The 21,415-nt window shown below is 71.9% G+C and carries 21 protein-coding genes and 1 tRNA gene; 12 read left to right on the forward strand and 10 right to left on the reverse strand.

Going from position 1 to position 21,415, the window contains the following annotated elements:
* The first annotated feature begins 95 nt into the window (after nt 1-95).
* Nucleotides 96-608 carry an Lrp/AsnC family transcriptional regulator gene (locus C1N81_RS23785; RefSeq protein ID WP_394432278.1) on the forward strand — a complete coding sequence of 171 codons (513 nt, stop codon included), beginning with the start codon at nt 96-98 and terminating at the stop codon, nt 606-608.
* 82 nt (nt 609-690) lie between these two features.
* On the opposite strand, the gene C1N81_RS23790 is transcribed toward C1N81_RS23785, so the two are convergent.
* Together C1N81_RS23790 and C1N81_RS23795 are read right to left on the reverse strand one after the other, a co-directional pair.
* Nucleotides 691-1,335, reverse strand: coding sequence for a TetR/AcrR family transcriptional regulator (locus C1N81_RS23790; RefSeq protein WP_394432280.1), 645 nt, complete (start codon nt 1,333-1,335; stop codon nt 691-693).
* On the reverse strand, nt 1,332-2,858 hold the full coding sequence (locus C1N81_RS23795) for a 3-hydroxyacyl-CoA dehydrogenase (protein ID WP_394432281.1): 1,527 nt from the start codon (nt 2,856-2,858) through the stop codon (nt 1,332-1,334). The genes C1N81_RS23790 and C1N81_RS23795 overlap by 4 nt, the downstream gene beginning before the upstream one ends.
* Before the next feature lie 174 nt (nt 2,859-3,032).
* On the opposite strand from C1N81_RS23795, the gene paaN reads away from it, so the two are divergent.
* Nucleotides 3,033-4,745, forward strand: coding sequence for a phenylacetic acid degradation protein PaaN (gene paaN, locus C1N81_RS23800; RefSeq protein ID WP_394432283.1), 1,713 nt, complete (start codon nt 3,033-3,035; stop codon nt 4,743-4,745).
* An 8-nt stretch (nt 4,746-4,753) separates the two neighbouring features.
* Here the strand turns inward: paaN and C1N81_RS23805 are convergent, their stop codons facing one another.
* The 3 genes from C1N81_RS23805 to C1N81_RS23815 are packed head-to-tail and all read right to left on the reverse strand — an operon-like array spanning nt 4,754 to nt 7,651.
* Nucleotides 4,754-5,557, reverse strand: a complete 804-nt coding sequence (locus C1N81_RS23805) for a TrmH family RNA methyltransferase (protein ID WP_394432285.1) — start codon at nt 5,555-5,557, stop codon at nt 4,754-4,756.
* 10 nt (nt 5,558-5,567) lie between these two features.
* A complete protein-coding gene (locus C1N81_RS23810) occupies nt 5,568-6,809 on the reverse strand; it encodes an HTTM domain-containing protein (RefSeq protein ID WP_394432286.1) in 1,242 nt (413 codons plus the stop codon).
* Nucleotides 6,806-7,651: a DUF5819 family protein gene (locus C1N81_RS23815; protein WP_394432288.1), complete on the reverse strand. Its 846-nt coding sequence runs from the start codon at nt 7,649-7,651 to the stop codon at nt 6,806-6,808. Before C1N81_RS23815 ends, C1N81_RS23810 begins: the two co-directional genes overlap by 4 nt.
* Nucleotides 7,652-7,954: 303 nt before the next feature.
* On the opposite strand from C1N81_RS23815, the gene paaA reads away from it, so the two are divergent.
* From paaA to C1N81_RS23845, 6 genes are all read left to right on the forward strand, one after another.
* A complete protein-coding gene (paaA, locus tag C1N81_RS23820) occupies nt 7,955-8,959 on the forward strand; it encodes a 1,2-phenylacetyl-CoA epoxidase subunit PaaA (protein WP_394432290.1) in 1,005 nt (334 codons plus the stop codon).
* Nucleotides 8,956-9,270, forward strand: a complete 315-nt coding sequence (paaB, locus tag C1N81_RS23825; RefSeq protein WP_394432292.1) for a 1,2-phenylacetyl-CoA epoxidase subunit PaaB — start codon at nt 8,956-8,958, stop codon at nt 9,268-9,270. Before paaA ends, paaB begins: the two co-directional genes overlap by 4 nt.
* Before the next feature lie 41 nt (nt 9,271-9,311).
* Nucleotides 9,312-10,052 carry a 1,2-phenylacetyl-CoA epoxidase subunit PaaC gene (gene paaC / locus C1N81_RS23830; protein WP_394438184.1) on the forward strand — a complete coding sequence of 247 codons (741 nt, stop codon included), beginning with the start codon at nt 9,312-9,314 and terminating at the stop codon, nt 10,050-10,052.
* Nucleotides 10,046-10,600, forward strand: a complete 555-nt coding sequence (gene paaD, locus C1N81_RS23835; RefSeq protein WP_394432294.1) for a 1,2-phenylacetyl-CoA epoxidase subunit PaaD — start codon at nt 10,046-10,048, stop codon at nt 10,598-10,600. Before paaC ends, paaD begins: the two co-directional genes overlap by 7 nt.
* An 18-nt stretch (nt 10,601-10,618) precedes the next feature.
* Complete coding sequence (paaE, locus tag C1N81_RS23840) at nt 10,619-11,701, forward strand: 1,2-phenylacetyl-CoA epoxidase subunit PaaE (protein WP_394432296.1); 1,083 nt, start codon at nt 10,619-10,621, stop codon at nt 11,699-11,701.
* Between the two features lie 204 nt (nt 11,702-11,905).
* Entirely contained in the window at nt 11,906-13,093 is a 1,188-nt protein-coding gene (locus C1N81_RS23845) for an acyl-CoA dehydrogenase family protein (protein ID WP_394432298.1), read from the forward strand.
* Between the two features lie 30 nt (nt 13,094-13,123).
* Here the strand turns inward: C1N81_RS23845 and C1N81_RS23850 are convergent, their stop codons facing one another.
* The 4 genes from C1N81_RS23850 to C1N81_RS23865 all read right to left on the reverse strand — a co-directional run bounded on the left by C1N81_RS23850 (nt 13,124) and on the right by C1N81_RS23865 (nt 16,659).
* A complete protein-coding gene (locus tag C1N81_RS23850; RefSeq protein ID WP_394438186.1) occupies nt 13,124-13,453 on the reverse strand; it encodes a rhodanese-like domain-containing protein in 330 nt (109 codons plus the stop codon).
* A gap of 153 nt (nt 13,454-13,606) precedes the next feature.
* Nucleotides 13,607-14,434, reverse strand: a complete 828-nt coding sequence (locus tag C1N81_RS23855) for a J domain-containing protein (protein WP_394438188.1) — start codon at nt 14,432-14,434, stop codon at nt 13,607-13,609.
* Nucleotides 14,435-14,598: 164 nt separating this feature from the next.
* On the reverse strand, nt 14,599-16,056 hold the full coding sequence (locus tag C1N81_RS23860; protein WP_394432300.1) for a DUF2252 domain-containing protein: 1,458 nt from the start codon (nt 16,054-16,056) through the stop codon (nt 14,599-14,601).
* A 282-nt stretch (nt 16,057-16,338) separates the two neighbouring features.
* Nucleotides 16,339-16,659: a winged helix-turn-helix transcriptional regulator gene (locus C1N81_RS23865; RefSeq protein ID WP_394438190.1), complete on the reverse strand. Its 321-nt coding sequence runs from the start codon at nt 16,657-16,659 to the stop codon at nt 16,339-16,341.
* Between the two features lie 278 nt (nt 16,660-16,937).
* Here C1N81_RS23865 and C1N81_RS23870 point away from each other — a divergent pair, with 278 nt between their 5' ends.
* Complete coding sequence (locus C1N81_RS23870; RefSeq protein WP_394432302.1) at nt 16,938-17,591, forward strand: FMN-dependent NADH-azoreductase; 654 nt, start codon at nt 16,938-16,940, stop codon at nt 17,589-17,591.
* Nucleotides 17,592-17,687: 96 nt separating this feature from the next.
* Here C1N81_RS23870 and C1N81_RS23875 read toward each other — a convergent pair.
* A tRNA-Leu gene (locus tag C1N81_RS23875) sits at nt 17,688-17,771 on the reverse strand.
* Between the two features lie 538 nt (nt 17,772-18,309).
* Between C1N81_RS23875 and C1N81_RS23880 the strand changes: the two genes are divergently transcribed.
* From C1N81_RS23880 to C1N81_RS23890, 3 genes are all read left to right on the forward strand, one after another.
* Nucleotides 18,310-19,164 (forward strand): FhaA domain-containing protein, encoded by an 855-nt coding sequence (locus C1N81_RS23880; RefSeq protein WP_394432304.1) that lies wholly within the window; start codon nt 18,310-18,312, stop codon nt 19,162-19,164.
* Between the two features lie 10 nt (nt 19,165-19,174).
* A complete protein-coding gene (locus tag C1N81_RS23885) occupies nt 19,175-19,693 on the forward strand; it encodes an FHA domain-containing protein FhaB/FipA (protein WP_394432306.1) in 519 nt (172 codons plus the stop codon).
* A 137-nt stretch (nt 19,694-19,830) separates the two neighbouring features.
* A complete protein-coding gene (locus tag C1N81_RS23890) occupies nt 19,831-21,396 on the forward strand; it encodes a Stp1/IreP family PP2C-type Ser/Thr phosphatase (protein ID WP_394432308.1) in 1,566 nt (521 codons plus the stop codon).
* Nucleotides 21,397-21,415: the final 19 nt, after the last annotated feature.

Here is a 21,415-nt window from a genome sequence, read left to right on the forward strand (position 1 = left end):
CACATTTTGGCTACAGGCACCTCCGGGCTGTGGACAAACGGTTCTCCACAGCCTGTGATGAACGCAGTACGTCCATGGTAGGGAGGCGGGGGCAGATGGCATCTGAACAAATGGCCGACGGCTCCGCCGGGCGCGATCCCGGCGGGAACGACCCCGTGGCCCGGCCCCTGGACGCCATCGACCGCGACATCCTGCACATGCTCCAGAAGGACGGCAGGGCGTCGATACGGTCCGTCGCCGAGCGTGTCCATGTCTCCCGGGCGAACGCCTACGCCCGCATCAACCGCCTCATCGACGACGGCGTGATCCGCGGTTTCGGTGCCCGGGTCAACCATGAGAGAGCCGGCCAGGGCGCGTCCGCGTACGTCACCCTGAAGATCGTGCAGAACTCCTGGCGCACGGTCCGCGACCAGCTGCGGCGCATGCCGGAGGCCTCGCACATCGCCCTGGTCAGCGGCGACTTCGACGTCCTGATCCTGGTGCACACCGAGGACAACAGGGCGCTGCGCGAGCTGGTCCTCACCAAGCTCCAGGCCATCCCCGAGGTGCTGAGCACCCGCACGCTGCTGGTCTTCGAGGAGGAGGACCTGGGCCCCGACCACCCCTAGGCGCCTGGTCCCACCCACGCCTGGGCGGGCGGCCCCGACCACCCTGGGCGGGTCGTCCCGACCACCTGCCCCGGGACGGCGCTCAGCCCTCCTTGCGGAGTCCTCCGAAGACGAGCTCCACGACCGCGTCCGCCACCTCGCGGTCCCGCAGCCCGCCGCCGTCCGGCCGGTACCACTCCACCACCGAGTTGATCATTCCGAAGACGAGCCGCGTGGCGAGCCGCACGGGTATGTCCGCGCGTACGTCCCCGTCGGCGGCGGCGGCCTTGAGCAGCTCGGCGACCTGGTGGTCGAACTCCCTGCGCCGCTCCATGGCCCACCGCTCGGTGTCAGTGTTCCCGCGTACACGCAACAAGAGCGTGACGTAGGGGAGTTCGCCGGTCAGCACCTCGACCATGCGCCGCGTCACGTACTCCAGGCGCTCCACGGCACGCCCCACGCGCGCGGGTTCCTCGCCGAGGATGCCGAAGAGCCCGTCGAGCGCGCGGCTCACGGCGCGGCGCAGCAACTCCTCCTTGCCCGTCACATGGTGGTAGATCGAGGACTTGGAGATGCCCGCCGCCTTGGAGAGGTGCTCCATGGACGTGCCGTCGTAGCCACGCTCGTTGAAGATCGTGACGGCGACCGCGAGCAGGCTGTCGGGCGTGTACGTGTCGCGGCGCCCGCCGGCGTCCCGTCGTGCGCCGTTGTCGCGTCCTGTGCCGGTGTCGTGTCGTGCGGTGGTCATGAGGCGGCCTCCCGCTTCTCCGGGGCGTACGAATGGCGGTAGAGCGCCAGGGACGGCGCGTAGCGGCCCGAGGGGTCGCGCAGGTGCAGGTCGTCGAGGAGGGCGTACGCCCAGTTCTTGCCGAGCTTGCGGCTCCATTCGATGGGCCCGAGCGGGTAGTTGACCCCGAGCCGCATGGCGGTGTCGACGTCCTCCTCGGTGGCCACTCCCTTGGCGACGGCGTCGTGCGCCAGGTCGATGAGGCGCGCCACCGTACGCGCGACGATCATGCCGGGGACGTCCCCGATGACGCTGACGTCCTTGCCGAGCGCCTGGAAGAGCCCCACGGCCTCGCTCAAGGTGCGCTGGTTGGCGTCCTGGGCGGTGGCGAGCGCGATCCGGGTCGCCTTGCGGTAGTCGAGCGCCAGGTCGAAGTAGACGACGTCCCGGTACTCGATGGACGTCTGCCCGTCCGCCAGGGCGAGTTGACCGCCGCCGGGCAGTACCAGGCGGGTGCCGTTGTCCTCGTCCTCCTCGCGCACCTCGATGCCCGCCTCGCGGATGAGGGCGAGCAGCTCGCGCGCGGGGCCCAGATCGCCCTCCGCGACGACGTGGGCGGGCTTGTCGGCGGGCGGCGCGGTGTGCGGTTCCGCCCGCTCCTCGTCGTCCCCGTACGCGTACCAGCCCTGGCCCGCCTTGCGGCCCAGGTGCCCGGCCTCGACCAGGCGGCGCTGCGCGAGGGACGGCCGGAACTTCACGTCCTGGAAGAAGCCCTCCCAGACGGAGCGGGTCACCGCCTCGTTGACGTCCTGGCCGATGAGGTCGGTCAGTTCGAAGGCGCCCATGCGGAAGCCGCCGCTCTCGCGCAGCACCGCGTCGATGGTGGCCGGGTCGGCGCCCTGATCCTCGTAGACGGCGAACGCCTCCGCGTAGAAGGGCCGCGCGATGCGGTTGACCAGGAAGCCGGGGGTGTCCGCGCAGGCGACCGGGGTCTTGCCCCAGGCGCGGGCGGTCTCGTACGCGCGCGTGGCCGCGGTGACGTCGGTCGCGGACCCCGAGACGACCTCCACCAGGGGCAGCAGCGGCGCGGGGTTGAAGAAGTGCAGGCCCACGAAGCGGCCGGGAAGGCGCAGCGCCCCGCCGATCGCCGTCACCGACAGGGACGAGGTGTTGGTGGCGAGCAGACAGTCGTCCGCGACGATCTCCTCCAGGTCGCGGAACAGCTGCTGCTTGACGTCCAGGCGCTCCAGGACGGCCTCGATGACGAGGGCGGCGTCCGCCAGCTCGTCGAGCGCCTCCGCGGGCTCCAGGCGCGCGACGGCAGCCGTGCGCTCCTCCGCGCTCATACGCCCCTTCTCGACGAGCCGGTCGAGGCGTGCGGCGATCGACTCGGCGGCGGCCCGTGCCCGGCCGTGCACGGTGTCGTACAGCCGGACGGGGTGCCCCGCGACCAGGGCGACCTGGGCGATGCCCTGGCCCATGGTGCCGGTGCCGACGACCCCGACAAGGCGGTCGAGGCGCTCAACGCGGTCATGTGCTGTCATGCGCGCGATCCTTCCGCATGCAGCCCGGATTCCGGGCGCCGGGGCCCGTCGGATCGGTTTTCCACAGGTTCCGCACACCCCCTTGTACCGACCGATCGTTCGGTTACTCTAACTCTCACTGTTCGTTCCTGCCCAGCCCAGCCCAGTCCTGCCCATAGGAGGAGTTGGTCCGCCATGGCCGCCGCCGAACGCACCGCGCACGACCTGATCACCAAGCACCGGCCGACGCTCGACCAGGCGCTGGAGGCGATCCGCACGCGCGCGTACTGGTCCCCGCACCCCGAGCACCCGAAGGCCTACGGGGAGAACGGGAGCCTGAGCGCCGCCGAGGGCAAGGCCGCCTTCGACGCGCTGCTCGGCACCCGCCTCGACCTGGGCCAGCCCGGCACGGACGACTTCGTCGGCGGCGAGGTCTCGCCGTACGGGATCGACCTGGGGATCACCTATCCGCACGCCGACATCGACACGCTGCTGCCTGCCATGCGCGCGGGGATGCGCGCATGGCGCGAGGCGGGCGCCGAGGTGCGGGCCGCCGTGTGCCTGGAGATTCTGGCCCGGATCAGCGCGCGCACCCACGAGTTCGCCCACGCGGTCATGCACACCAGCGGCCAGGCGTTCATGATGGCGTTCCAGGCGGGCGGCCCGCACGCGCAGGACCGCGGCCTCGAAGCGGTGGCGTACGCCTACCAGGAGCAGACGCGCACGCCGGACGCGGCGCGGTGGAACAAGCCGCAGGGCAAGCGCGACCCGCTCGTCCTGGACAAGGAGTTCACTCCGGTCGGCCGCGGGATCTCGCTGCTGATCGGCTGCAACACGTTCCCGACGTGGAACGGCTACCCGGGCCTGTTCGCCTCCCTGGCGACGGGCAACCCGGTCCTGGTCAAGCCCCACCCGCGCGCGGTGCTGCCGCTCGCGCTGACCGTGCAGGTGGCCCGGGACGTCCTGGCCGAGGCGGGCTTCGCGCCCGACCTGGTGGCGCTTGCGGCCGAGCGGGACGGCGAGGGCATCGCCAAGACGCTGGCCGTCCGCCCCGAAGTCAAGATCATCGACTACACCGGCTCAACGTCCTTCGGCGACTGGCTGGAGACCCACGCGCGCCAGGCGCAGGTCTACACGGAGAAGGCCGGCGTCAACACTGTCGTGATCGACGGCACGGACGACTACAAGGGCATGCTGGCGAACCTCGCCTTCTCCCTGTCGCTCTACAGCGGCCAGATGTGCACGACCCCGCAGAACCTCCTGGTGCCGCGCACCGGCATCACCACCGACCAGGGCCCGAAGTCGTACGACGAGGTCGTCGCGGACCTCGCGCGTTCGGTCGGCGGCCTGCTCGGCGACGACGCGCGGGCGAACGGGCTGCTCGGCGCCCTGGTCAACCCGGATGTGAAGTCCCGCCTGGAGGCGGCTCCTGGGCTCGGCGAGGTCGCCCTGCCCTCGCGCGAGGTCGCCCATCCGGACTTCCCGGACGCCGTCGTGCGCACCCCGGTGATCGTGAAGGCGGACGGCGCCCGCAAGTTCTGGGAGGACGCCGACGCCGAGGCCGCCTACATGGCCGAGTGCTTCGGCCCCGTCTCCTTCGCCGTCGCCGTCGACTTCACCCAGGACGCGGTGGATTTGCTGCGGCGCACGGTGCGCGAGAAGGGCGCCATGACCGTCGGCGCGTACACCACCTCCGACGCGGTGGCGGGCGCCGTCGAGGAGGTCTGCCTGGACGAGTGCGCCCAGCTCTCGCTCAACCTGACGGGCGGCGTCTACGTGAACCAGACGGCGGCTTTCTCCGACTTCCACGGCTCCGGCGGCAACCCGGCGGCGAACGCGGCCCTGTGCGACGCCGCCTTCGTGGCGAACCGCTTCCGCGTGGTGGAGGTCCGCCGAGAGGCCGCCTGACCGTCCGGCTAGGGCGCGTGCGTGCTGTGCGCGCTCCAGTGGAAGAGCGTCATGCCGACGCTGGTCGCCAGGTTGTAGCTGGAGACCTGGGGCCGCATCGGCAGGGAGACCAACTGGTCGGCGCGCTGCCGCAGTTCGGTCGACAGGCCACTGCGCTCGGACCCGAAGGCGAGCAGCGCGTCGTCGGGCAGCTTCAGGCCGCGGATGTCCGCGCCCTCGGGGTCGAGCGCGTACAGCGGCCCGGACGGCAGCTCGTCGGCCCCGAGCCGCTCCACGGCGGTCGCGAAGTGCAGCCCGGCCCCGCCCCGGACGACCGTGGGGTGCCAGGGGTCGAGGTCGCCGGTGGTGATGACACCGGTGGCGCCGTAGCCGGCGGCGAGGCGGATCACGGCGCCCGCGTTGCCGAGGTTGCGCGGGTTGTCGAGGACGACAACAGGTGTCGTACGTCCCTCACTTCGCAGCGTGGCGAGGTTGTCGGCGCGAGTGCGGCGTGCGGCGAGGGCGGCGACACCGGTCGGGTGCAGGCGCGGTACCAGGCCCCGCAGCACGTCCTCCCCGACCTCTACGAGGAGCGCGTCCAGGAGCGTCACCACGTCAGGGGCGAGATCGGCGGCAAGGGCGAGCGCCGCTGCCCGGTCGGTGGCGAGCGCGGTGGACACGTCGGCGCCGAACCGCAGAGCGTGCTTGAGCGCGTGAAAACCGTCGAGCAGCACGGCCGCGTCGGCCCGGCGCCGCCAGGCCCGCACCACGCCCTCGGGCCCGCTGTCCGCCCCGCCGTCGCCGCCGCTGTCCGTGCTGCTCGTCCCGCTCATGGCTGGAAGCCTACGTGCGGGCCGTGGGCGCCTGCGCGGGCAGCGGCTCGGGGTCCCGTTCGGTACGCGGGGCGGGTACCTCGGCGCTCCGCGTGCCGGGGAAGAGCCGTCCACGCGTGCGCGCCGCCCACCTGCCGACCCGTCGCAGGAAGGACGTCGGCAGGAACACCGCGTCGGCGGCGATCATCGCGAGCGAGAAGAAGGGCAGCCCGAGCACGATGGCGATCACCGCGTGCTCCAGGATCATGAACACGAGCAGGACGTTCTTGACCCGCCGGTTGAAGACCGTGAACGGGAACGCGACCTGGACCGCGACCGTCCCGTACGTCACCAGGAGCACCATCGGGCCGAACGCCGTGAGCAGGTCGCCGAGGGCGGGCCACGGCGAGAAGTAGTCCAGGTGCAGCGGGTAGTAGACCGCGGTGCCGTCCTGCCAGCGGGTGCCCTGGATCTTGTACCAGCCGGCGGTCGCGTAGATCAGGCACGCCTCGACCATGACCACCAGCAGGGCCGCGTTGTGCGCGAGGTTGGCGACCACGTCGCAGAGCAGGCGCGCGTCACCGGCCCCGGAGCGACGGTCGGCGTACCACCACAGGCCCTGGACGAGCCACAACCCCCAGAAGATCGTCAGCCAGCCGCCGCCCACGTCGCCGGAGAACGTGACGGCCGCCAGCGCGAGTCCCAGGACCCACCAGAGGATCATCCCGCCGAGGTCCACCGCCGCCGGTCCCTCGACCGGTTCCGCCGCGCTACGCGCGCGTGCAGCGCGACGGGCGTCCAGCGACCACACCTGCCCGCAGCGGGTGAAGATCAGGTAGATCGACATGAGGTGGATGACGTTGTCGCCGCCGTCGCCCACGAAGACGCTGCGGTTCTGCAGCGACAGCACACCGATCATGAAGAGCACCGAGGTGGCGCGGGTGTGCCAGCCCAGCATCAGCAGGACGGAGGCAAGGACGGCGATCGCGTAGACGAGTTCGAACCACGCCTGGCTGTCGGACCACAGCAGCGCGGTGAACGCGTGATTGTCCGCGATGAGCTGTTGCGCCAGGCTCCAGCTCCACGGACCGTCCGGCCCGTACAGCTCCTGGCGGTGCGGGAACTCGCGCAGCAGGAACAGCAGCCAGGTCGCGGCGAATCCAATGCGGATCACGGCGCTCTGGTAGCGGCCGAGCGGCGCCGCGGTGATCGCCTGAAGGCCCGAGCGCAGGGCCTTCTCCAGGCGGCGCGACTGCTCCACGACGGGGTTCATCGGGCACCACCCGTCGCGGCCTTGACCCGCAGATGCGTACCGCTGTCGAGCGACGCGTCCCGCGCCGTCACCGTCCACCAGGACACCTGCCGATAGACCGGCTTCTGGTCCACCTTCTCGGCACTCCACTTCGGCGGCTTGATCACGGTCGACCGCGAACGGACCTGGACGCGCTCGACCATGTCACCCTTGCCGGCCACACCGATCCGGTCGAGGCGCAGGACGAGGACGCGCCGCAGGTACTGCTCGGAGAGCGTGCCGCGCAAGCTCGTCGCACGGTTCTGCAGGTCATGCGTGGATGTGTAGATGTCCCATGCGCGGCGCAGTTCGTTCTGCTGGGTGTGGCTCGGCATCAGGTTCCCGTCGATGGCGGCGCCGTCCTGCGCGGACAGGTCGTGCCAGGCGGTGGTCCGCAGCTCGCCGTCCGACCCGCGCACCTCGGCACGGGCCTCCACCGCGATGTTCTGCTGCAGCGGATTCGGCGCGAACAGCTTCCAGTTCTGCTCGAACTCCGGGTAGATCCAGGCGCTGACCAGGGGAGCGTGCTGCTTGGACACGGTGTTCGCCGGGGCGACGTGCAGGAAGACCATGAGCACGTGAAAGCAGGTGACGGCGCCGATCGCGACGAGCGCCAGGCCGGCGGTGAACCGGTAGCCGGGGGAGAGGGCGAGGATGCCGCGACGGTCAAAGGGGGCGGACGGGCCCTCGTCGACCGGCAGTCCAGGGCCGAGAGGCTCCGCGGTGCCGCTCCACTGCGTGTCCGCCGCGTCCGGCGGCGTGGGCGGTGCCTCTTGTGGCCTGCGCCGGGCGGCCTCGTCCGCGGCGCCTGCTTCGGTGTCCATCGGTGCTCCCCGTTCCCCGGTTCCTCTGGTTCGCCTGGTCCGTCGCGCCCGGTCGCCCGGCGGCGAACCGATTCCGCGCCGTGCCGCCCAGCAGGTGCGGCGCACCGGCACGGTACTGGGGAGTGGTCGTTCGGCACAGCTGCCCGCGGTTATCCACAGGCTCGGCGGCTCAGGGTTGACACCCTACGGCGCCACGTCCCACCATTGAATCCGACGAACCGAACGATCGGTCGGGAGCATCGAGGGCCTCCGACCGGGATTCGAGCAGCCGAGGTCGAGGGGCCGAGGCCGAAGGGGACCGGGATGGCGACAGCAGCCCCGCACCACCAGGCAGTCGGCACAGCCGCGGACGCGGACCCCGCCGCCGGGTTCCAGGCCGCGTTCGACGCCGCAGTGGCGGCCGACGAGCGCATCGAGCCCCGCGACTGGATGCCCGACGCCTATCGCGCGACCCTGGTGCGCCAGATCGCCCAGCACGCGCACTCCGAGATCATCGGCATGCAGCCGGAAGCGAACTGGATCACGCGCGCCCCCTCCCTGCGCCGCAAAGCGATCCTGATGGCGAAGGTCCAGGACGAGGCAGGGCACGGCCTGTACCTCTACAGCGCGGCCGAGACCCTCGGCGCCGACCGCGACGACCTGCTCGACAAGCTGCACAGCGGTCGCCAGAAGTACTCCTCGATCTTCAACTACCCGACGCTGACCTGGGCCGACGTCGGCGCGATCGGCTGGCTGGTGGACGGCGCGGCGATCACCAACCAAGTACCGCTGTGCCGCTGCTCGTACGGCCCGTACGCGCGGGCCATGGTCCGCGTCTGCAAGGAGGAGTCCTTCCACCAGCGCCAGGGCTACGAGCTGCTGCTCGCCCTCAGCCGCGGCACAGAGGCCCAGCACGCGATGGCGCAGGACGCCGTGGACCGCTGGTGGTGGCCGTCGCTGATGATGTTCGGCCCGCCCGACGACGAGTCGGCGCACTCCGCGCAGTCCATGGAGTGGAAGATCAAGCGCCACTCCAACGACGAACTGCGCCAGCGCTTCGTCGACATCTGTGTCCCCCAGGCCGAGTCCCTCGGTCTGACGCTCCCGGACCCGGAGCTGAGGTGGAACGAGGAGCGCGGGCAGCACGACTTCGGCCCGATCGACTGGGCGGAGTTCCGCGAGGTCCTCAAGGGCAACGGCCCGTGCAACGAACAGCGGATCACCCAGCGCAGGCGCGCCCACGACGAGGGCGCCTGGGTGCGCGAGGCCGCCGCGGCACACGCGGCCAAGCACGCCACGACGGCGACCTCGGAAGGCAGGGCGGCATGAGCGACACCCCGACCACTCCCACGACGCAAGGCGGCGGCTGGCCCCTGTGGGAGGTCTTCGTCCGTTCCCGGCGCGGCCTGTCCCACACCCACGCGGGCAGCCTGCACGCCCCGGACGCGGAGCTGGCGCTGCGCAATGCGCGGGACCTGTACACGCGCCGCGGCGAAGGCGTCTCCCTGTGGGTCGTGCCGTCCGCGGCGATCACCGCCTCGTCCCCCGACGAGAAGGACCCGTTCTTCGAACCGGCCGCCGACAAGCCGTACCGGCACCCGACGTTCTACGAGATCCCGGAGGGGGTGCAGCACCTGTGACCACCAGCCCCGCCACCGGCACCACCACCGACGCCGCCGGCATCGCCACCAGCACCGGCACCGGCACCGGCACCGTCCTCGCGACGGCCGCGCTGGCCCTCGGCGACGACGCCCTCGTGCTCTCGCACCGCCTCGGCGAGTGGGCGGGCCACGCGCCGGTCCTGGAGGAGGAGGTCGCCCTGGCCAACATCGCCCTCGATCTGCTCGGCCAGGCCCGCGTCCTGCTCGGCATGGTCGGCGACGAGGACGAGCTGGCGTACCTGCGCGAGGAGCGCGCCTTCCACAACCTCCAACTCGTCGAGCAGCCGAACGGCGACTTCGCCCACACCATCGCCCGCCAGCTCTACTTCTCCACGTACCAGCACCTCCTGTACGCCGAACTCGCGGCCGGGGACGGCGCATTCGCCCCGCTCGCCGCGAAGGCCGTCAAGGAGGTCGCCTACCACCAGGACCACGCCCAGCAGTGGACCCTGCGGCTCGGCGACGGAACCGAGGAGAGCCACGCGCGGATGCAGCGCGCGGTCGGCGCCCTGTGGCGCTTCACCGGCGAGATGTTCCAGCCCGTCCCCGGCCTGGACGTCGACGGGGCGGAGCTGCGGACCCGGTGGACCGCCACGGTGACCGACACCCTGCACCGGGCCACCCTCACCGTCCCGGAGGGCCCGCAGACCGGGGCATGGCGCGCCGGAGCCGGACGCCAGGGCCTGCACACCGAGCCGTTCGGCCGGATGCTCGCCGAGATGCAGCACCTGCACCGCAGCCACCCGGGGGCGTCATGGTGACCCTCGCCCGCGATCAGGAGACACCGCTCGAAGCCGAGTTGCGCCGGGTCGCCGGCTCCGTCCCCGACCCCGAGCTGCCCGTGCTGACCCTGGAGGAGCTGGGGGTCCTGCGCGCCGTGCACACGCGCGGCCCCGGCCGCGTCGAGGTCGAGCTGAGCCCCACGTACACCGGGTGCCCCGCGATCGAGACGATGGCCGGTGACATCGAGCAGGCCCTGCACGAGCACGGCGTCCCGGACGTCACCGTGCGGACCGTGCTGGCGCCCGCCTGGTCCACCGACGACATCACGCCCGAGGGCCGCCGCAAGCTCAGCGAGTTCGGCATAGCGCCGCCCCGCACCACGCGCGCTCCGGCCGGGCCGGTCACGATCGGCCTCGGTCCGACCCGGCGCATAGCCGGCCCCGACCGGGGCGCGGAGGCCGTCGCCTGTCCGCACTGCGGCGCAACCGACACCGAGCTGCTCAGCCACTTCTCCTCCACCGCCTGCAAGGCGCTGCGGCGCTGCCTGTCCTGCCGCGAACCCTTCGATCACTTCAAGGAGCTGTGATGGCCGCAAAGAGTTGTGATGGCTGACGGGACAGGCAGGGCCCGTTTCCACCGCCTGCGCGTCGCCGCGGTCGACCGGCTCACCGACGACGCCGTCGCGCTCACCTTCGCCGTGCCCGCCGAACTGCGCGCGTCCTACCGTCACGCACCGGGTCAGCACCTCGCCCTGCGTCGCACGGACGACGGCACGGAGATGCGGCGCACGTACTCGATCTGCTCCCCGGTCCCGGCCGGTGAGGCGCCGCGGACGTTGCGGGTGGGGGTGCGTCTCGTCGACGGCGGCGCCTTCTCGACATACGCGCACAAGGAGATCGCCGTCGGCGACGAGGTCGAGGTGATGACCCCGGCCGGGCGCTTCACCCTCGACCCGGCCCCCGGGCACTACGCGGCGGTCGTCGGCGGCAGCGGCATCACCCCGGTCCTGTCGATCGCCACGACGCTCCTGGAGCGGGTGCCGGACGCCCGGTTCTGCCTGATCCGCAGCGACCGCACCGCCGCCTCCACGATGTTCCTCGAGGAGGTCGCCGACCTGAAGGACCGCTACCCGGACCGGTTCCAGCTGGTCACCGTCCTCTCGCGGGAGGAGCAGCAGGCGGGCCTGACATCGGGCCGGCTCGACCAGGAACGTATCGCGGCGCTGCTCCCGGCCCTGCTCCCGGTGGACACGGTCTCGGGCTGGTTCCTGTGCGGTCCTTACGGTCTGGTGCAGGGCGCCGAGCGGGCGCTGCGCGGCCTGGGCGTGCGGCGCGACCGCATCCACGAGGAGATCTTCCACGTGGACGAGGGACCCGCGTCAACCCGGCCCGCGACGGCCGGAACGCCCGCGCACAGCACGGTGACCGCCCTGCTCGACGGCCGCTCCGGCACCTGGCCCGTCGGGGACGGCGAATCCCTCCTGGACGCGGTACTGCGCAACCGCCCGGACGCGCCCTACGCCTGCAAGGGCGGCGTCTGCGGAACCTGCCGCGCGTTCCTCGTCTCGGGTTCCGTGCGGATGGAGCGCAACTTCGCGCTGGAGCCGGAGGAGACCGAAGCGGGGTATGTCCTGGCCTGCCAGTCGCATCCGGCCACGGAACGGGTGGAGGTGGACTTCGACCGCTGAGCCGAGCCACCGCATCGCCGGATCACGCGGCGACCCACCCTCCGGGTCCCGGGTCCCCCGGCCCCCCGGTCCTCGGTCCCCGCCCCAACCCCCGGCCGGCTCACGGCTCGCGGCTCCCGGCCCGACTGTTCCCTTCTCGTAGAACCTGTTCTATCTTGACGCCCCGTCAGGTCGAGGTGCGGCACGGAACGGGAGGACAGCCCGGTGGACTTCACCTTCTCCGAGGAGCAGCAGGCGGCCGTCGAGGCGGCGCGGGCGGTATTCGCGCCGGTCGCGCCCGACGGGGTGCCCAGTCCCGCGCTCACCTCCGGCGCCGTCGCCGACGACTTCGACCGCGCCCTGTGGGCCAAGACGGCCGAGGCCGATCTGCTGAGCCTGCTCATCGCACCGGAGCACGGCGGCGCGGGGCTCGACGCCATCGCGCTGTGCCTGATCCTGCGGGAGGCGGGAAAGGTCCTGGCCCGGGTCCCGCTACTGGAGCACAGCGCGGCCGTGGCGACGATGCAGTCCTATGGGCGACCGGAGTTGCGGCAGAAGCTCCTGCCCGCTGCCGGGCGGGGCGAGACCGTGCTGACCGTCGCCTCGGCCGGACGCACCGGGCACGACTCCGCCGACCTCGCGGTCACCGCTCGCCGCGCGCCCGACGGGGACGATGGCGATGACAGTGAGGGCGACGGCGGCGATGGCGGCGGCTGGGTGCTGGACGGCGTCCAGACGGCCGTTCCGTGGGCGTGGAACGCGGACCGGATCGTCGTCCCCGCCCACACCGCCGAGGGCGCCACCGTACTCGCGCTGCTGCCGGGGCCGGCCACCGAGGTGAAGGGCCGCAGCTTTGCCGAGCAGTTCTCGACGACCGGTGAGCGGCTGGCCGAACTACGCCTCGAAGGCGCCCGCGTCGCGGCCCGCGATGTCATCAGGGATCCTGCCGCATGGCCCCTGCTGCATGGCCTGCTGACCACCGGCACCTGTGCGCTCGCTCTGGGCCTCGGGGAGCGCGTTCTCGCCATGACCAGCGACTACGCGAGCAAGCGCGAACAGTTCGGGCATCCGATCGCCACGTTCCAGGCGGTCGCCGTGCAGGCCGCCGACCGCTACATCGACCTGCGCGCGATGGAGGTCACCCTGTGGCAGGCCGCCTGGCGTCTGAGCAGCGGCGCCTCCGGTCAGCTGCCGGTCACGGGGGACGTGGCGGTCGCCAAGACGTGGGCGTCCGACGGCGTGCGCCGCATCGTGCAGACCGCGCAGCATCTGCACGGCGGCTTCGGCGCGGACACGGACTATCCGCTGCACCGCTATCACGCCTGGGCCAAGCACCTGGAGCTCGCGCTCGGCCCGGCCGCCGCCCACGAGGAGACACTCGGCGATCTCCTCGCCGCCCACCCCCTGGGCTGAGCGACGGGGCGGACACGGGTAGGGGGCGGTTCAGACGACCGAGCCCGGCTGGCCGTTGTCGTCCACGACGGGGCGGCCGACCGCCTCCCACGCCTGCATGCCGCCGTCCACGTTCACCGCGTCGACGCCCTGCTGCACGAGGTACTGCGTGACCTGGGCGGAGCGCCCGCCGACCCGGCACAGCACGTGGACCCGGCCGTCCTGCGGCGCCGCCTCGGTCAACTCGCCGTAGCGCGCGACGAACTCGCTCATCGGGATGTGCAGCGCACCCGCGGCGTGACCTGCCTGCCACTCGTCGTCCTCACGGACGTCGAGGAGGAAGTCGTCCGCCTTGAGCTCGTCGACACCGACCGTGGGCACACCAGAACCGAAAACCATGCGCCCGACGCTACCCGACCGGACCCGGCGCCGACGCCCGGCCCGCACCTATATCCGACCCGCACGTACCCACAGACCCGCGCTCACTCCCAGGCCCGTACTCGCCACCGCCCGACCGGCCGGCCGGCCGGAGCTTCAGGATTCGGCGGTGAGGCGCTCCAGCTCGGACTCGCGTTCGGCGACCTGTGCCAGCAACTGCTCGGCGATCTCGTCGAGCAGCGCGTCCGGGTCCTCCGGCGCCATCCGCAGCATCGCGCCGATCGCGCTCTCCTCCAGCTCCCGCGCCACCGCGGCCAGCAGTTCCTTGCGCTGCGCCAGCCACTCCAGGCGGGCGTACAGCTCTTCGCTGGGCGTCGGCTCCCGCTCCGGCGGCACCGGGCCCGCGGCCCATTCGTCGGCCAGCTCTCGCAGCAAGGTCACGTCACCGCGCCCGTAGGCCGCGTTGACCCGCGCGATGAACTCGTCCCGGCGGCCCCGCTCCTTCTCGTCCTGGGCGAGATCCGGGTGGGCCTGGCGGACGAGCTCGCGGTAGAGCTTGCGGGCCTCGTCGCTGGGCCGCACGCGCTGCGGGGGCCGCACGGACTGCTCGGTGAGCATCGCGGCGGCCTCGGGGAACAGCCCGTCCCCGTCCATCCAGCCGTGGAACAGCTCCTCGACACCGGGCATCGGCATGACCCGCGCCCGCGCCTCGTCGGCCTTGCGCGCGTCCTCGGGGTCGCCGGTGCGTGCGGCCGTCGCCTCGGCGATCAGCGCCTCCAGCTCGTCGAGCCGCGTGTACATCGGCCCGAGCTTCTGGTGGTGGAGCCGGGAGAAGTTCTCCACCTCGACCCGGAACGTCTCCACCGCGATCTCGAACTCGATCAGGGCCTGCTCGGCAGCGCGCACCGCCCGCTCGAGGCGCTCCTCGGGCCTCTTGCGAGCCTGCTCCTCCGGCGGCTCCGCCACATCGCTCTCCGGGCTCATCACCCACCCAGCCTAGGGCACCCATCCACCACGATCACGCCCCGCGCCAGCTCCGACCCCCACCACGAACCCACCCAGCGCCGGCTCCGGCCTTCGCCACGATCACGCCCCGCGCCAGCCCCGACCCCCACCCCGCACTCACCCACACGACCACGCCCCGCTGCTCAAACCCCGCTCTCCGCCGCGACCCGCCCACCCCGCACCGCCCGCATCAGCTCGGCGTGATCCGCCTCGGTCCGGTCCGCGTAGGCCACGGCGAAAGCGGCGATCGCCTCGTCCAGCTGCTCGTTCTTGCCGCAGTACCCGGCTATCCGGCGCGGGTCGGCGCTGTGCGCATGGGCGCGGGCCAGGAGCGCGCCGGTCATGCGCGCATAGTCGTCGATCTGGTCGGCGGCGAGTTCGGCCGGGTCGACGCTGCCCTTGCGGTTCCTGAACTGCCGCACCTGGAACGGGCGCTCGCCCACCGTGGTCCAGCCGAGCAGGATGTCGCTGACCACCTGCATCCGCTTCTGCCCCTGCACCACCCGCCGCCCCTCGTGCTCGACGGCGGTCGGCTTGAACCCGACCGCTGGCAGGTGCGGGAGCAGCGCGGACGGCCGCGCCTCCTTCACCTGCAGCACGAGCGGCTCGCCCCGATGGTCCAGGAGCAGCACCACGTACGACCGGGTCCCGACGCTCCCGGTGCCGACGACGCGGAACGCCACATCGTGGATGGCGTACCGCGCGAGCAGCGGCAGCCGGTCCGGCGCCACGGTCTCCAGGTACCCGCCGAGCGAGGCCGCGACCGCCTCCGCCTCGGCGTCGGGTATCCGGCGCAGCACCGGCGGCGCGTCCACGAACCGGTGCCCGCCCTCCTCGTCCGCCTCCGTGGACCGGGCCGCGAAGCGCCCGCTGGTGTTGTGCCGCGCCTTTTCGGAGACCCGCCGCAGGGTGCCGACGAGGTCCTGCGCGTCGGTGTGGGAGACGAGCCGCTCGTCCGCGATGGCGTTCCACGCGTCGAGGGCGGGCAGTTTCGCGAGCAACCGCATGGTGCGGCGGTAGGCACCCGCCGCGTCGTGGGCGGCCGTGCGGCACACGTCCTCGTCCGCGCCCGCCTCCCGCCCGGCCAGCACGAGCGAGGCGGCGAGCCGTTTGACGTCCCACTCCCAGGGGCCGTGCACGGTCTCGTCGAAGTCGTTGAGGTCGATGACGAGGCCGCCGCGCGCGTCCCCGTAGAGCCCGAAGTTCCCGGCGTGGGCGTCGCCGCATATCTGGGCGCCGATGCCGGTCAGCGGGGTGTGCACCAGGTCGTGCGCCATCAGCCCGGCGGAGCCCCGCAGGAAGGCGAAGGGCGAGGTGGTCATCCGGCCCACGCGGATCGGCGTGAGGGCGGCGATCCGGCCCCGGTTGGACTCCTCGACGGCCCGCACCGCGTCCGGCCGGTCCGCGCTCACCTCGAACCCGGCGTGCGAGGACCTCGGCACCCGCTGCCGCAGCGCCTTGCCGGCCGCCTTCGGCGACTCCTGCGCACCGTCTTCCCCGTGCCCGGCCCGCCCCGCGAATGCGGCCACGCGCGGCAGCCTCCGCGCCGCCCGAGCCACCCTGTCCTGCCGTCCCGTCGTCACCACGCCGACCTCCCCCATCCCGTACGACACCGCACGGCGTACGACACCGCACGGCGTGCGGGCCCGCCTACGCCTTCACGTAGGCCCCTGATGGGCCGCACCTCCGCGATCGGTCACGACCGTACCGCCGCCCGGAAAACCCCGTCAGAGCCTGTGGACAACCAACCCGCTGTGGACAACCCGCCAGTTGTGGACACCCCGCCCGGCCCCCCAACACGTCCACCGCCGACACATCCGCCCACCCAGGCCCGGCGCACCCAGCACCCCCCACTTCAGGGCAGGCCCAGCTCCGGAAAACCCCTACCTCCGGAACTCCTCCGGACACGTCCCACCCTCGGCCGCCAGATACTTCTCCGCCCACGCCCCCAGCTCGGCCAGCGACGGCTGCAGCGCCGAGCCCGCCGTGGTCAGCCGGTACGAGACGCGCAGCGGCGGGCCTTCGTCGACCTGGCGTACGACGATCCCGGCCGTGCCCAGTTCGGTCAGCCGGTCGGAGAGCATCCGCTCGCTGATCCCGGGGATGGCCCGGCGCAGGTCGGCGAAGTGCACCGGCCCCTGCATCAGGACGGACACGATCAGCCCGGTCCACCGCTTCCCGAGCAGCCCGAAGACGCGCGTCATCCCGACGTCGACCCCGGTGCAGCCCTGGGGCTCGTGGGAGGCGTGCGCGCCCGCCCCGTTCGTCTCTTCCCCGATGCCGGCCATGGGTCCAGGGTACTGCGCTCCCGTTCGGGGGTGAAAAAAAGTAAGTCCCTGTGCTATTACTAGTTACGTACTCAACTGCACCCAGCAGTCGCGCTCCCACCACTCACACCCGACCGGTCGCACCTGACCACTCACACCCGACCGGTCACACCCGACCGCTACACCGATCACTCGCACCCCGCTGGAGACACACCATGGCCACGCTGCTGCACATCGACTCGTCCGTTTTCACCGGTTCCGCCTCCGCCTCCCGCACCGTCACGGACGCGTTCCGCAAGGCCTGGCAGGAGCAGCACCCCGAGGGCACGGTCATCCACCGCGATCTCGGCGCGGAGCCGGTGCCCCACCTCACCGCCGACGCCCACACGGCCGGCTTCGCCGACCCGGCCACGCACACGCCCGGCCAGAGCGCCGCCTTCGCCGCGCGCGTGCGGCTCATCGAGGAGCTGGAGCAGGCGGACGCCGTCCTGATCGGCGCCCCGATGTACAACTTCACGATCCCGTCGACACTGAAGGCGTGGCTGGACAACATCATCCTGATCGGCCGCACCGCGGGGACGGAGACGCCGTCCGCCCAGGGCAAGCCGGTCACCGTCGTCGCGAGCCGCGGCGGCTCCTACGCGCCGGGCACCCCGCGCGCGGGCATGGAGTACGTGCAGAACTACCTGGAGGCCGTTCTGCGCGACTCGCTCGGCATGGACCTCGCCTTCATCGTCCCCGAGCTGACGATGGCCCCGGTCAACCCGGCCATGGCCGAGCTCGTCCCGCTCTACGAGACCTCCCGCGCGGCGGCGCTCGAGTCCGCCGAGAGCAAGGGCAAGGAGCTGGCCGCCCGCTTCGCCGCCTGAAGGTGACATAAACCACAGGGCGGCGCGGCCCGCGCAAGACGGTTCAGGGCAACGCAAAAGCCCCGCAGATCCGAAGATCTGCGGGGCTTTTCGCTGTGCGCGAGGGGGGAGTTGAACCCCCACGCCCTTTCGGGCACTGGAACCTGAATCCAGCGCGTCTGCCTATTCCGCCACCCGCGCATTGGGTGTGTCTTCCGGTCTCGCCCTTGCGGGGTGAGCGCCTTCCGACATCCAGAAGATTAGCACGCTGCGGAGGGTGGATTCACATCCGTTTCCCCGCCCCCCTGGCGGGCACCTGACAGTGCGTACGACGCCGGGACCTCGTGCGGACTCCGCCCCGGACCCGCACCGGACCCGGCCCGGCCACCGCACCGAACCTGTACCGATCCCGGCACGGAACCGCACCGGACACAGCTCGAACCAGGAACAGAAAACGGCACGGACCCGCACCGAACACCGCACGGAACCCGCACCGCGCACGGCACCGCCCCCGTACTCCCGGGCCCGGCTCGCCCGTACCCCGCCGTCTCCACAGCCGCGTACGGGACACTGTCCCGGAGCCCCCTCTACGATCCTCCGTAGAAGGGCGGTCGAAGCAGGCTGTGAGCGTCGACACTCATCAGCCGGGCGGGCAGGGGGAACCAGCCGTTTTCCCGGCGCGTGGATACGATCAGTAAGCAGTACCAAGAAGGCAGCGCTACGAAGGAGGAGGTGCCCCATGGGAGTCCTGAAGAAGTTCGAGCAGCGGCTCGAGGGTCTGGTCAACGGCACCTTCGCCAAAGTCTTCAAGTCCGAGGTGCAGCCCGTCGAGATCGCGGGCGCCCTCCAACGCGAGTGCGACAACAACGCGACGATCTGGAACCGCGAGCGGACGGTCGTCCCCAACGACTTCATCGTGGAGCTGAGCGCGCCGGACTACGAGCGCCTCAGCCCCTACTCGGGACAGCTCGGCGACGAGCTGTCCGGCATGGTGCGCGACTACGCGAAGCAGCAGCGCTACTCCTTCATGGGCCCCATCAAGGTGCACCTGGAGAAGGCGGAGGACCTGGACACGGGTCTGTACCGGGTACGCAGCCGCACGCTCGCCTCGTCCACCAGTCAGGACCGGCCCGACCGCCCCACCGCGCCCAGGCCGAACCAGGCGCCGGGCGGTTACAGCTACCCGCAGGCGAGCGCGCCCGCCGCGCCGCCCATGCCCGCCGCGCCGCCCCCCGGGCGTCCGGCCGCGGCACCGGCGCACGCGCCCGCCGCCTCGGCGCAGCGCCCCGGCGCGGGCGCGATGCCGGGCACGCGCGTGCGGCACTGGATCGAGATCAACGGCAGCCGTCACCAGATTTCCCGGCCGACGCTCGTTCTCGGCCGGTCCACCGAAGCAGACGTACGGATTGACGACCCCGGCGTCTCGCGCCGGCACTGCGAGATCCGGACCGGAACGCCCTCGACGATCCAGGATCTCGGGTCCACCAACGGCATCGTGGTGGACGGGCAGCACACCACCCGCGCTACGCTCCGCGACGGCTCGCGGATCGTCGTGGGCCAAACCACCATCGTTTATCGGCAAGCCGAAGGGTGAAGCGGGGGCAATGTCAGAGCTGACCCTGACGGTCATGCGGCTGGGTTTCCTGGCCGTTCTGTGGCTGTTCGTGATCGTGGCCGTCCAGGTCATCCGCAGCGACCTGTTCGGGACGCGTGTCACGCAGCGCGGCGCGCGCCGCGACAACACGCGTCCCCAGCAGACGGCCCGGCAGGCCGCCACGCCGCCGGCGCCGCAGCGCCAGCAGCAGGGCGGCGGCCGGCAGCGCCGTGGCGCGCCCACCAAGCTGGTCGTCTCCGAAGGCACCCTCACGGGTACGACGGTGGCGCTGCAGGGGCAGACGATCACGCTCGGCCGCGCACACGACAGCACGATCGTGCTGGACGACGACTACGCGTCCAGCAGGCACGCCAGGATCTATCCGGACCGGGACGGCCAGTGGATCGTCGAGGACCTCGGGTCCACCAACGGCACGTACCTGGACCGGACCCGTCTCACGACCCCCACACCGGTCCCGCTGGGCGCACCGATCCGCATCGGCAAGACCGTCATCGAGCTGCGGAAGTAGTGCTGCATCATGAATGAGCGCGAGCGGAGCGAGCGAGCCGGCGCGGCGGTCCCCGTACGGGACAGCGGCCCGCTCCCGACCGGAGGGTGGGCACCGTGCGGATGTACCCGGAGTCGGATTCGACGGGGCAGGTGCGCATGAGCTTGTCACTGCGCTTCGCCGCCGGATCGCACAAGGGCATGATCCGCGAGGGCAACGAGGACTCCGGTTACGCCGGTCCCCGGCTGCTCGCGATCGCCGACGGCATGGGCGGCCAGGCCGCCGGTGAGGTGGCCTCGTCCGAGGTCATCTCCACCATCGTCGCGCTCGACGACGACGTGCCGGGCTCGGACATCCTGACGTCGCTCGGCACCGCCGTGCAGCGCGCCAACGACCAGCTGCGCATGATGGTCGAGGAGGACCCCCAGCTCGAGGGCATGGGGACCACCCTGACCGCCCTGCTGTGGACCGGCCAGCGCCTCGGCCTCGTCCATGTCGGCGACTCGCGCGCGTACCTGCTGCGGGACGGCGTGCTCACGCAGATCACGCAGGACCACACGTGGGTGCAGCGCCTCGTCGACGAGGGCCGCATCACCGAGGAGGAAGCCACCACGCACCCGCAGCGCTCGCTGCTGATGCGCGCGCTCGGCAGTGGCGACCACGTCGAGCCGGACCTCTCGATCCGTGAGGTGCGGGCCGGCGACCGCTACCTGATCTGCTCCGACGGCCTCTCCGGCGTCGTCTCCCACCAGACGATGGAGGAGACCCTCGCCAGCTACCAGGGCCCGCAGGAGACCGTCCAGGACCTGATCCAGCTCGCCCTGCGCGGCGGTGGCCCGGACAACGTGACGGTGATCGTCGCCGACGTCCTCGACATCGACAGCGGCGACACCCTCGCGGGCCAGATGTCCGACGCCCCCGTGGTCGTCGGCGCGGTCGCCGAGAACCAGCACCAGCTGCAGGACGGCGGCGCCATGGAGACCCCCGCGGGCCGCGCCTCCAGCCTCGGCCGCCCGGCCCACGGGCAGGGCGGCGGCGAGTTCGGCCCGCCCGGCAGCGGCGACAGCGACGGCTACGCGCCCGAGGGGGGCTTCGGCGCGTACGCGGACGAGGACTTCGTCAAGCCGCGCCGCGGCCGCCGGTGGATCAAGAGATCCCTCTACACGGTGCTCGCGCTCGCCGTGATCGGCGGCGGCCTGTACGGCGGTTACCGCTGGACCCAGACGCAGTACTTCGTCGGCTCGAACGACGACCATGTGGCGCTCTACCGGGGCATCAACCAGGACCTCGCCTGGGTGAGCCTGTCCAAGGTGGAGAAGGACCACCCGGAGGTCGAGCTCAAGTACCTGCCGCCGTACCAGAAGAAGCAGGTCGAGGCGACGATCGCCGAAGGTGACCTGGCGGCCGCCCAGGACAAGATCGACGAGCTGTCCTCGCAGGCCGGCGCGTGCAAGAAGCAGGCCGAGCGGGAGCAGGCCCAGAAGCAGAACAACGCGAAGACCGGCGAGGGCGAAGCCGGCGGGACCACGGGTGGCACCAATACCGCCCGCAAGGCGTCCTTCCACAAGGAGACGGCCACGCCGAACCCGTCCAACCCGTCTGGCTCGCCCGACCCGTCCCGTTCGCCGTCCGGCAAGGCGAAGTCACCGTCACCCACGCCCACCCCTGGCCCCACTCTCTCCGAGGAAGAGCAGCAGCTGGCCAAGGCGTGCGCGCAGCAGTAGAAGCCTTGGGGGCCACAGC

This window comes from Streptomyces sp. SGAir0957, from assembly GCF_043523415.1.

What these genes read in the sequence shown, in the direction of transcription:
- C1N81_RS23785 (WP_394432278.1), top strand. Translation starts at nt 96, where the DNA reads ATGGCATCTGAACAAATGGCCGACGGCTCCGCCGGGCGCGATCCCGGC.
- C1N81_RS23790 (WP_394432280.1), bottom strand. Translation starts at nt 1,335, where the DNA reads ATGACCACCGCACGACACGACACCGGCACAGGACGCGACAACGGCGCA.
- C1N81_RS23795 (WP_394432281.1), bottom strand. Translation starts at nt 2,858, where the DNA reads ATGACAGCACATGACCGCGTTGAGCGCCTCGACCGCCTTGTCGGGGTC.
- paaN (WP_394432283.1), top strand. Translation starts at nt 3,033, where the DNA reads ATGGCCGCCGCCGAACGCACCGCGCACGACCTGATCACCAAGCACCGG.
- C1N81_RS23805 (WP_394432285.1), bottom strand. Translation starts at nt 5,557, where the DNA reads ATGAGCGGGACGAGCAGCACGGACAGCGGCGGCGACGGCGGGGCGGAC.
- C1N81_RS23810 (WP_394432286.1), bottom strand. Translation starts at nt 6,809, where the DNA reads ATGAACCCCGTCGTGGAGCAGTCGCGCCGCCTGGAGAAGGCCCTGCGC.
- C1N81_RS23815 (WP_394432288.1), bottom strand. Translation starts at nt 7,651, where the DNA reads ATGGACACCGAAGCAGGCGCCGCGGACGAGGCCGCCCGGCGCAGGCCA.
- paaA (WP_394432290.1), top strand. Translation starts at nt 7,955, where the DNA reads ATGGCGACAGCAGCCCCGCACCACCAGGCAGTCGGCACAGCCGCGGAC.
- paaB (WP_394432292.1), top strand. Translation starts at nt 8,956, where the DNA reads ATGAGCGACACCCCGACCACTCCCACGACGCAAGGCGGCGGCTGGCCC.
- paaD (WP_394432294.1), top strand. Translation starts at nt 10,046, where the DNA reads ATGGTGACCCTCGCCCGCGATCAGGAGACACCGCTCGAAGCCGAGTTG.
- paaE (WP_394432296.1), top strand. Translation starts at nt 10,619, where the DNA reads ATGGCTGACGGGACAGGCAGGGCCCGTTTCCACCGCCTGCGCGTCGCC.
- C1N81_RS23855 (WP_394438188.1), bottom strand. Translation starts at nt 14,434, where the DNA reads ATGAGCCCGGAGAGCGATGTGGCGGAGCCGCCGGAGGAGCAGGCTCGC.
- C1N81_RS23860 (WP_394432300.1), bottom strand. Translation starts at nt 16,056, where the DNA reads ATGGGGGAGGTCGGCGTGGTGACGACGGGACGGCAGGACAGGGTGGCT.
- C1N81_RS23865 (WP_394438190.1), bottom strand. Translation starts at nt 16,659, where the DNA reads ATGACGCGCGTCTTCGGGCTGCTCGGGAAGCGGTGGACCGGGCTGATC.
- C1N81_RS23870 (WP_394432302.1), top strand. Translation starts at nt 16,938, where the DNA reads ATGGCCACGCTGCTGCACATCGACTCGTCCGTTTTCACCGGTTCCGCC.
- C1N81_RS23880 (WP_394432304.1), top strand. Translation starts at nt 18,310, where the DNA reads ATGGGAGTCCTGAAGAAGTTCGAGCAGCGGCTCGAGGGTCTGGTCAAC.
- C1N81_RS23885 (WP_394432306.1), top strand. Translation starts at nt 19,175, where the DNA reads ATGTCAGAGCTGACCCTGACGGTCATGCGGCTGGGTTTCCTGGCCGTT.
- C1N81_RS23890 (WP_394432308.1), top strand. Translation starts at nt 19,831, where the DNA reads ATGAGCTTGTCACTGCGCTTCGCCGCCGGATCGCACAAGGGCATGATC.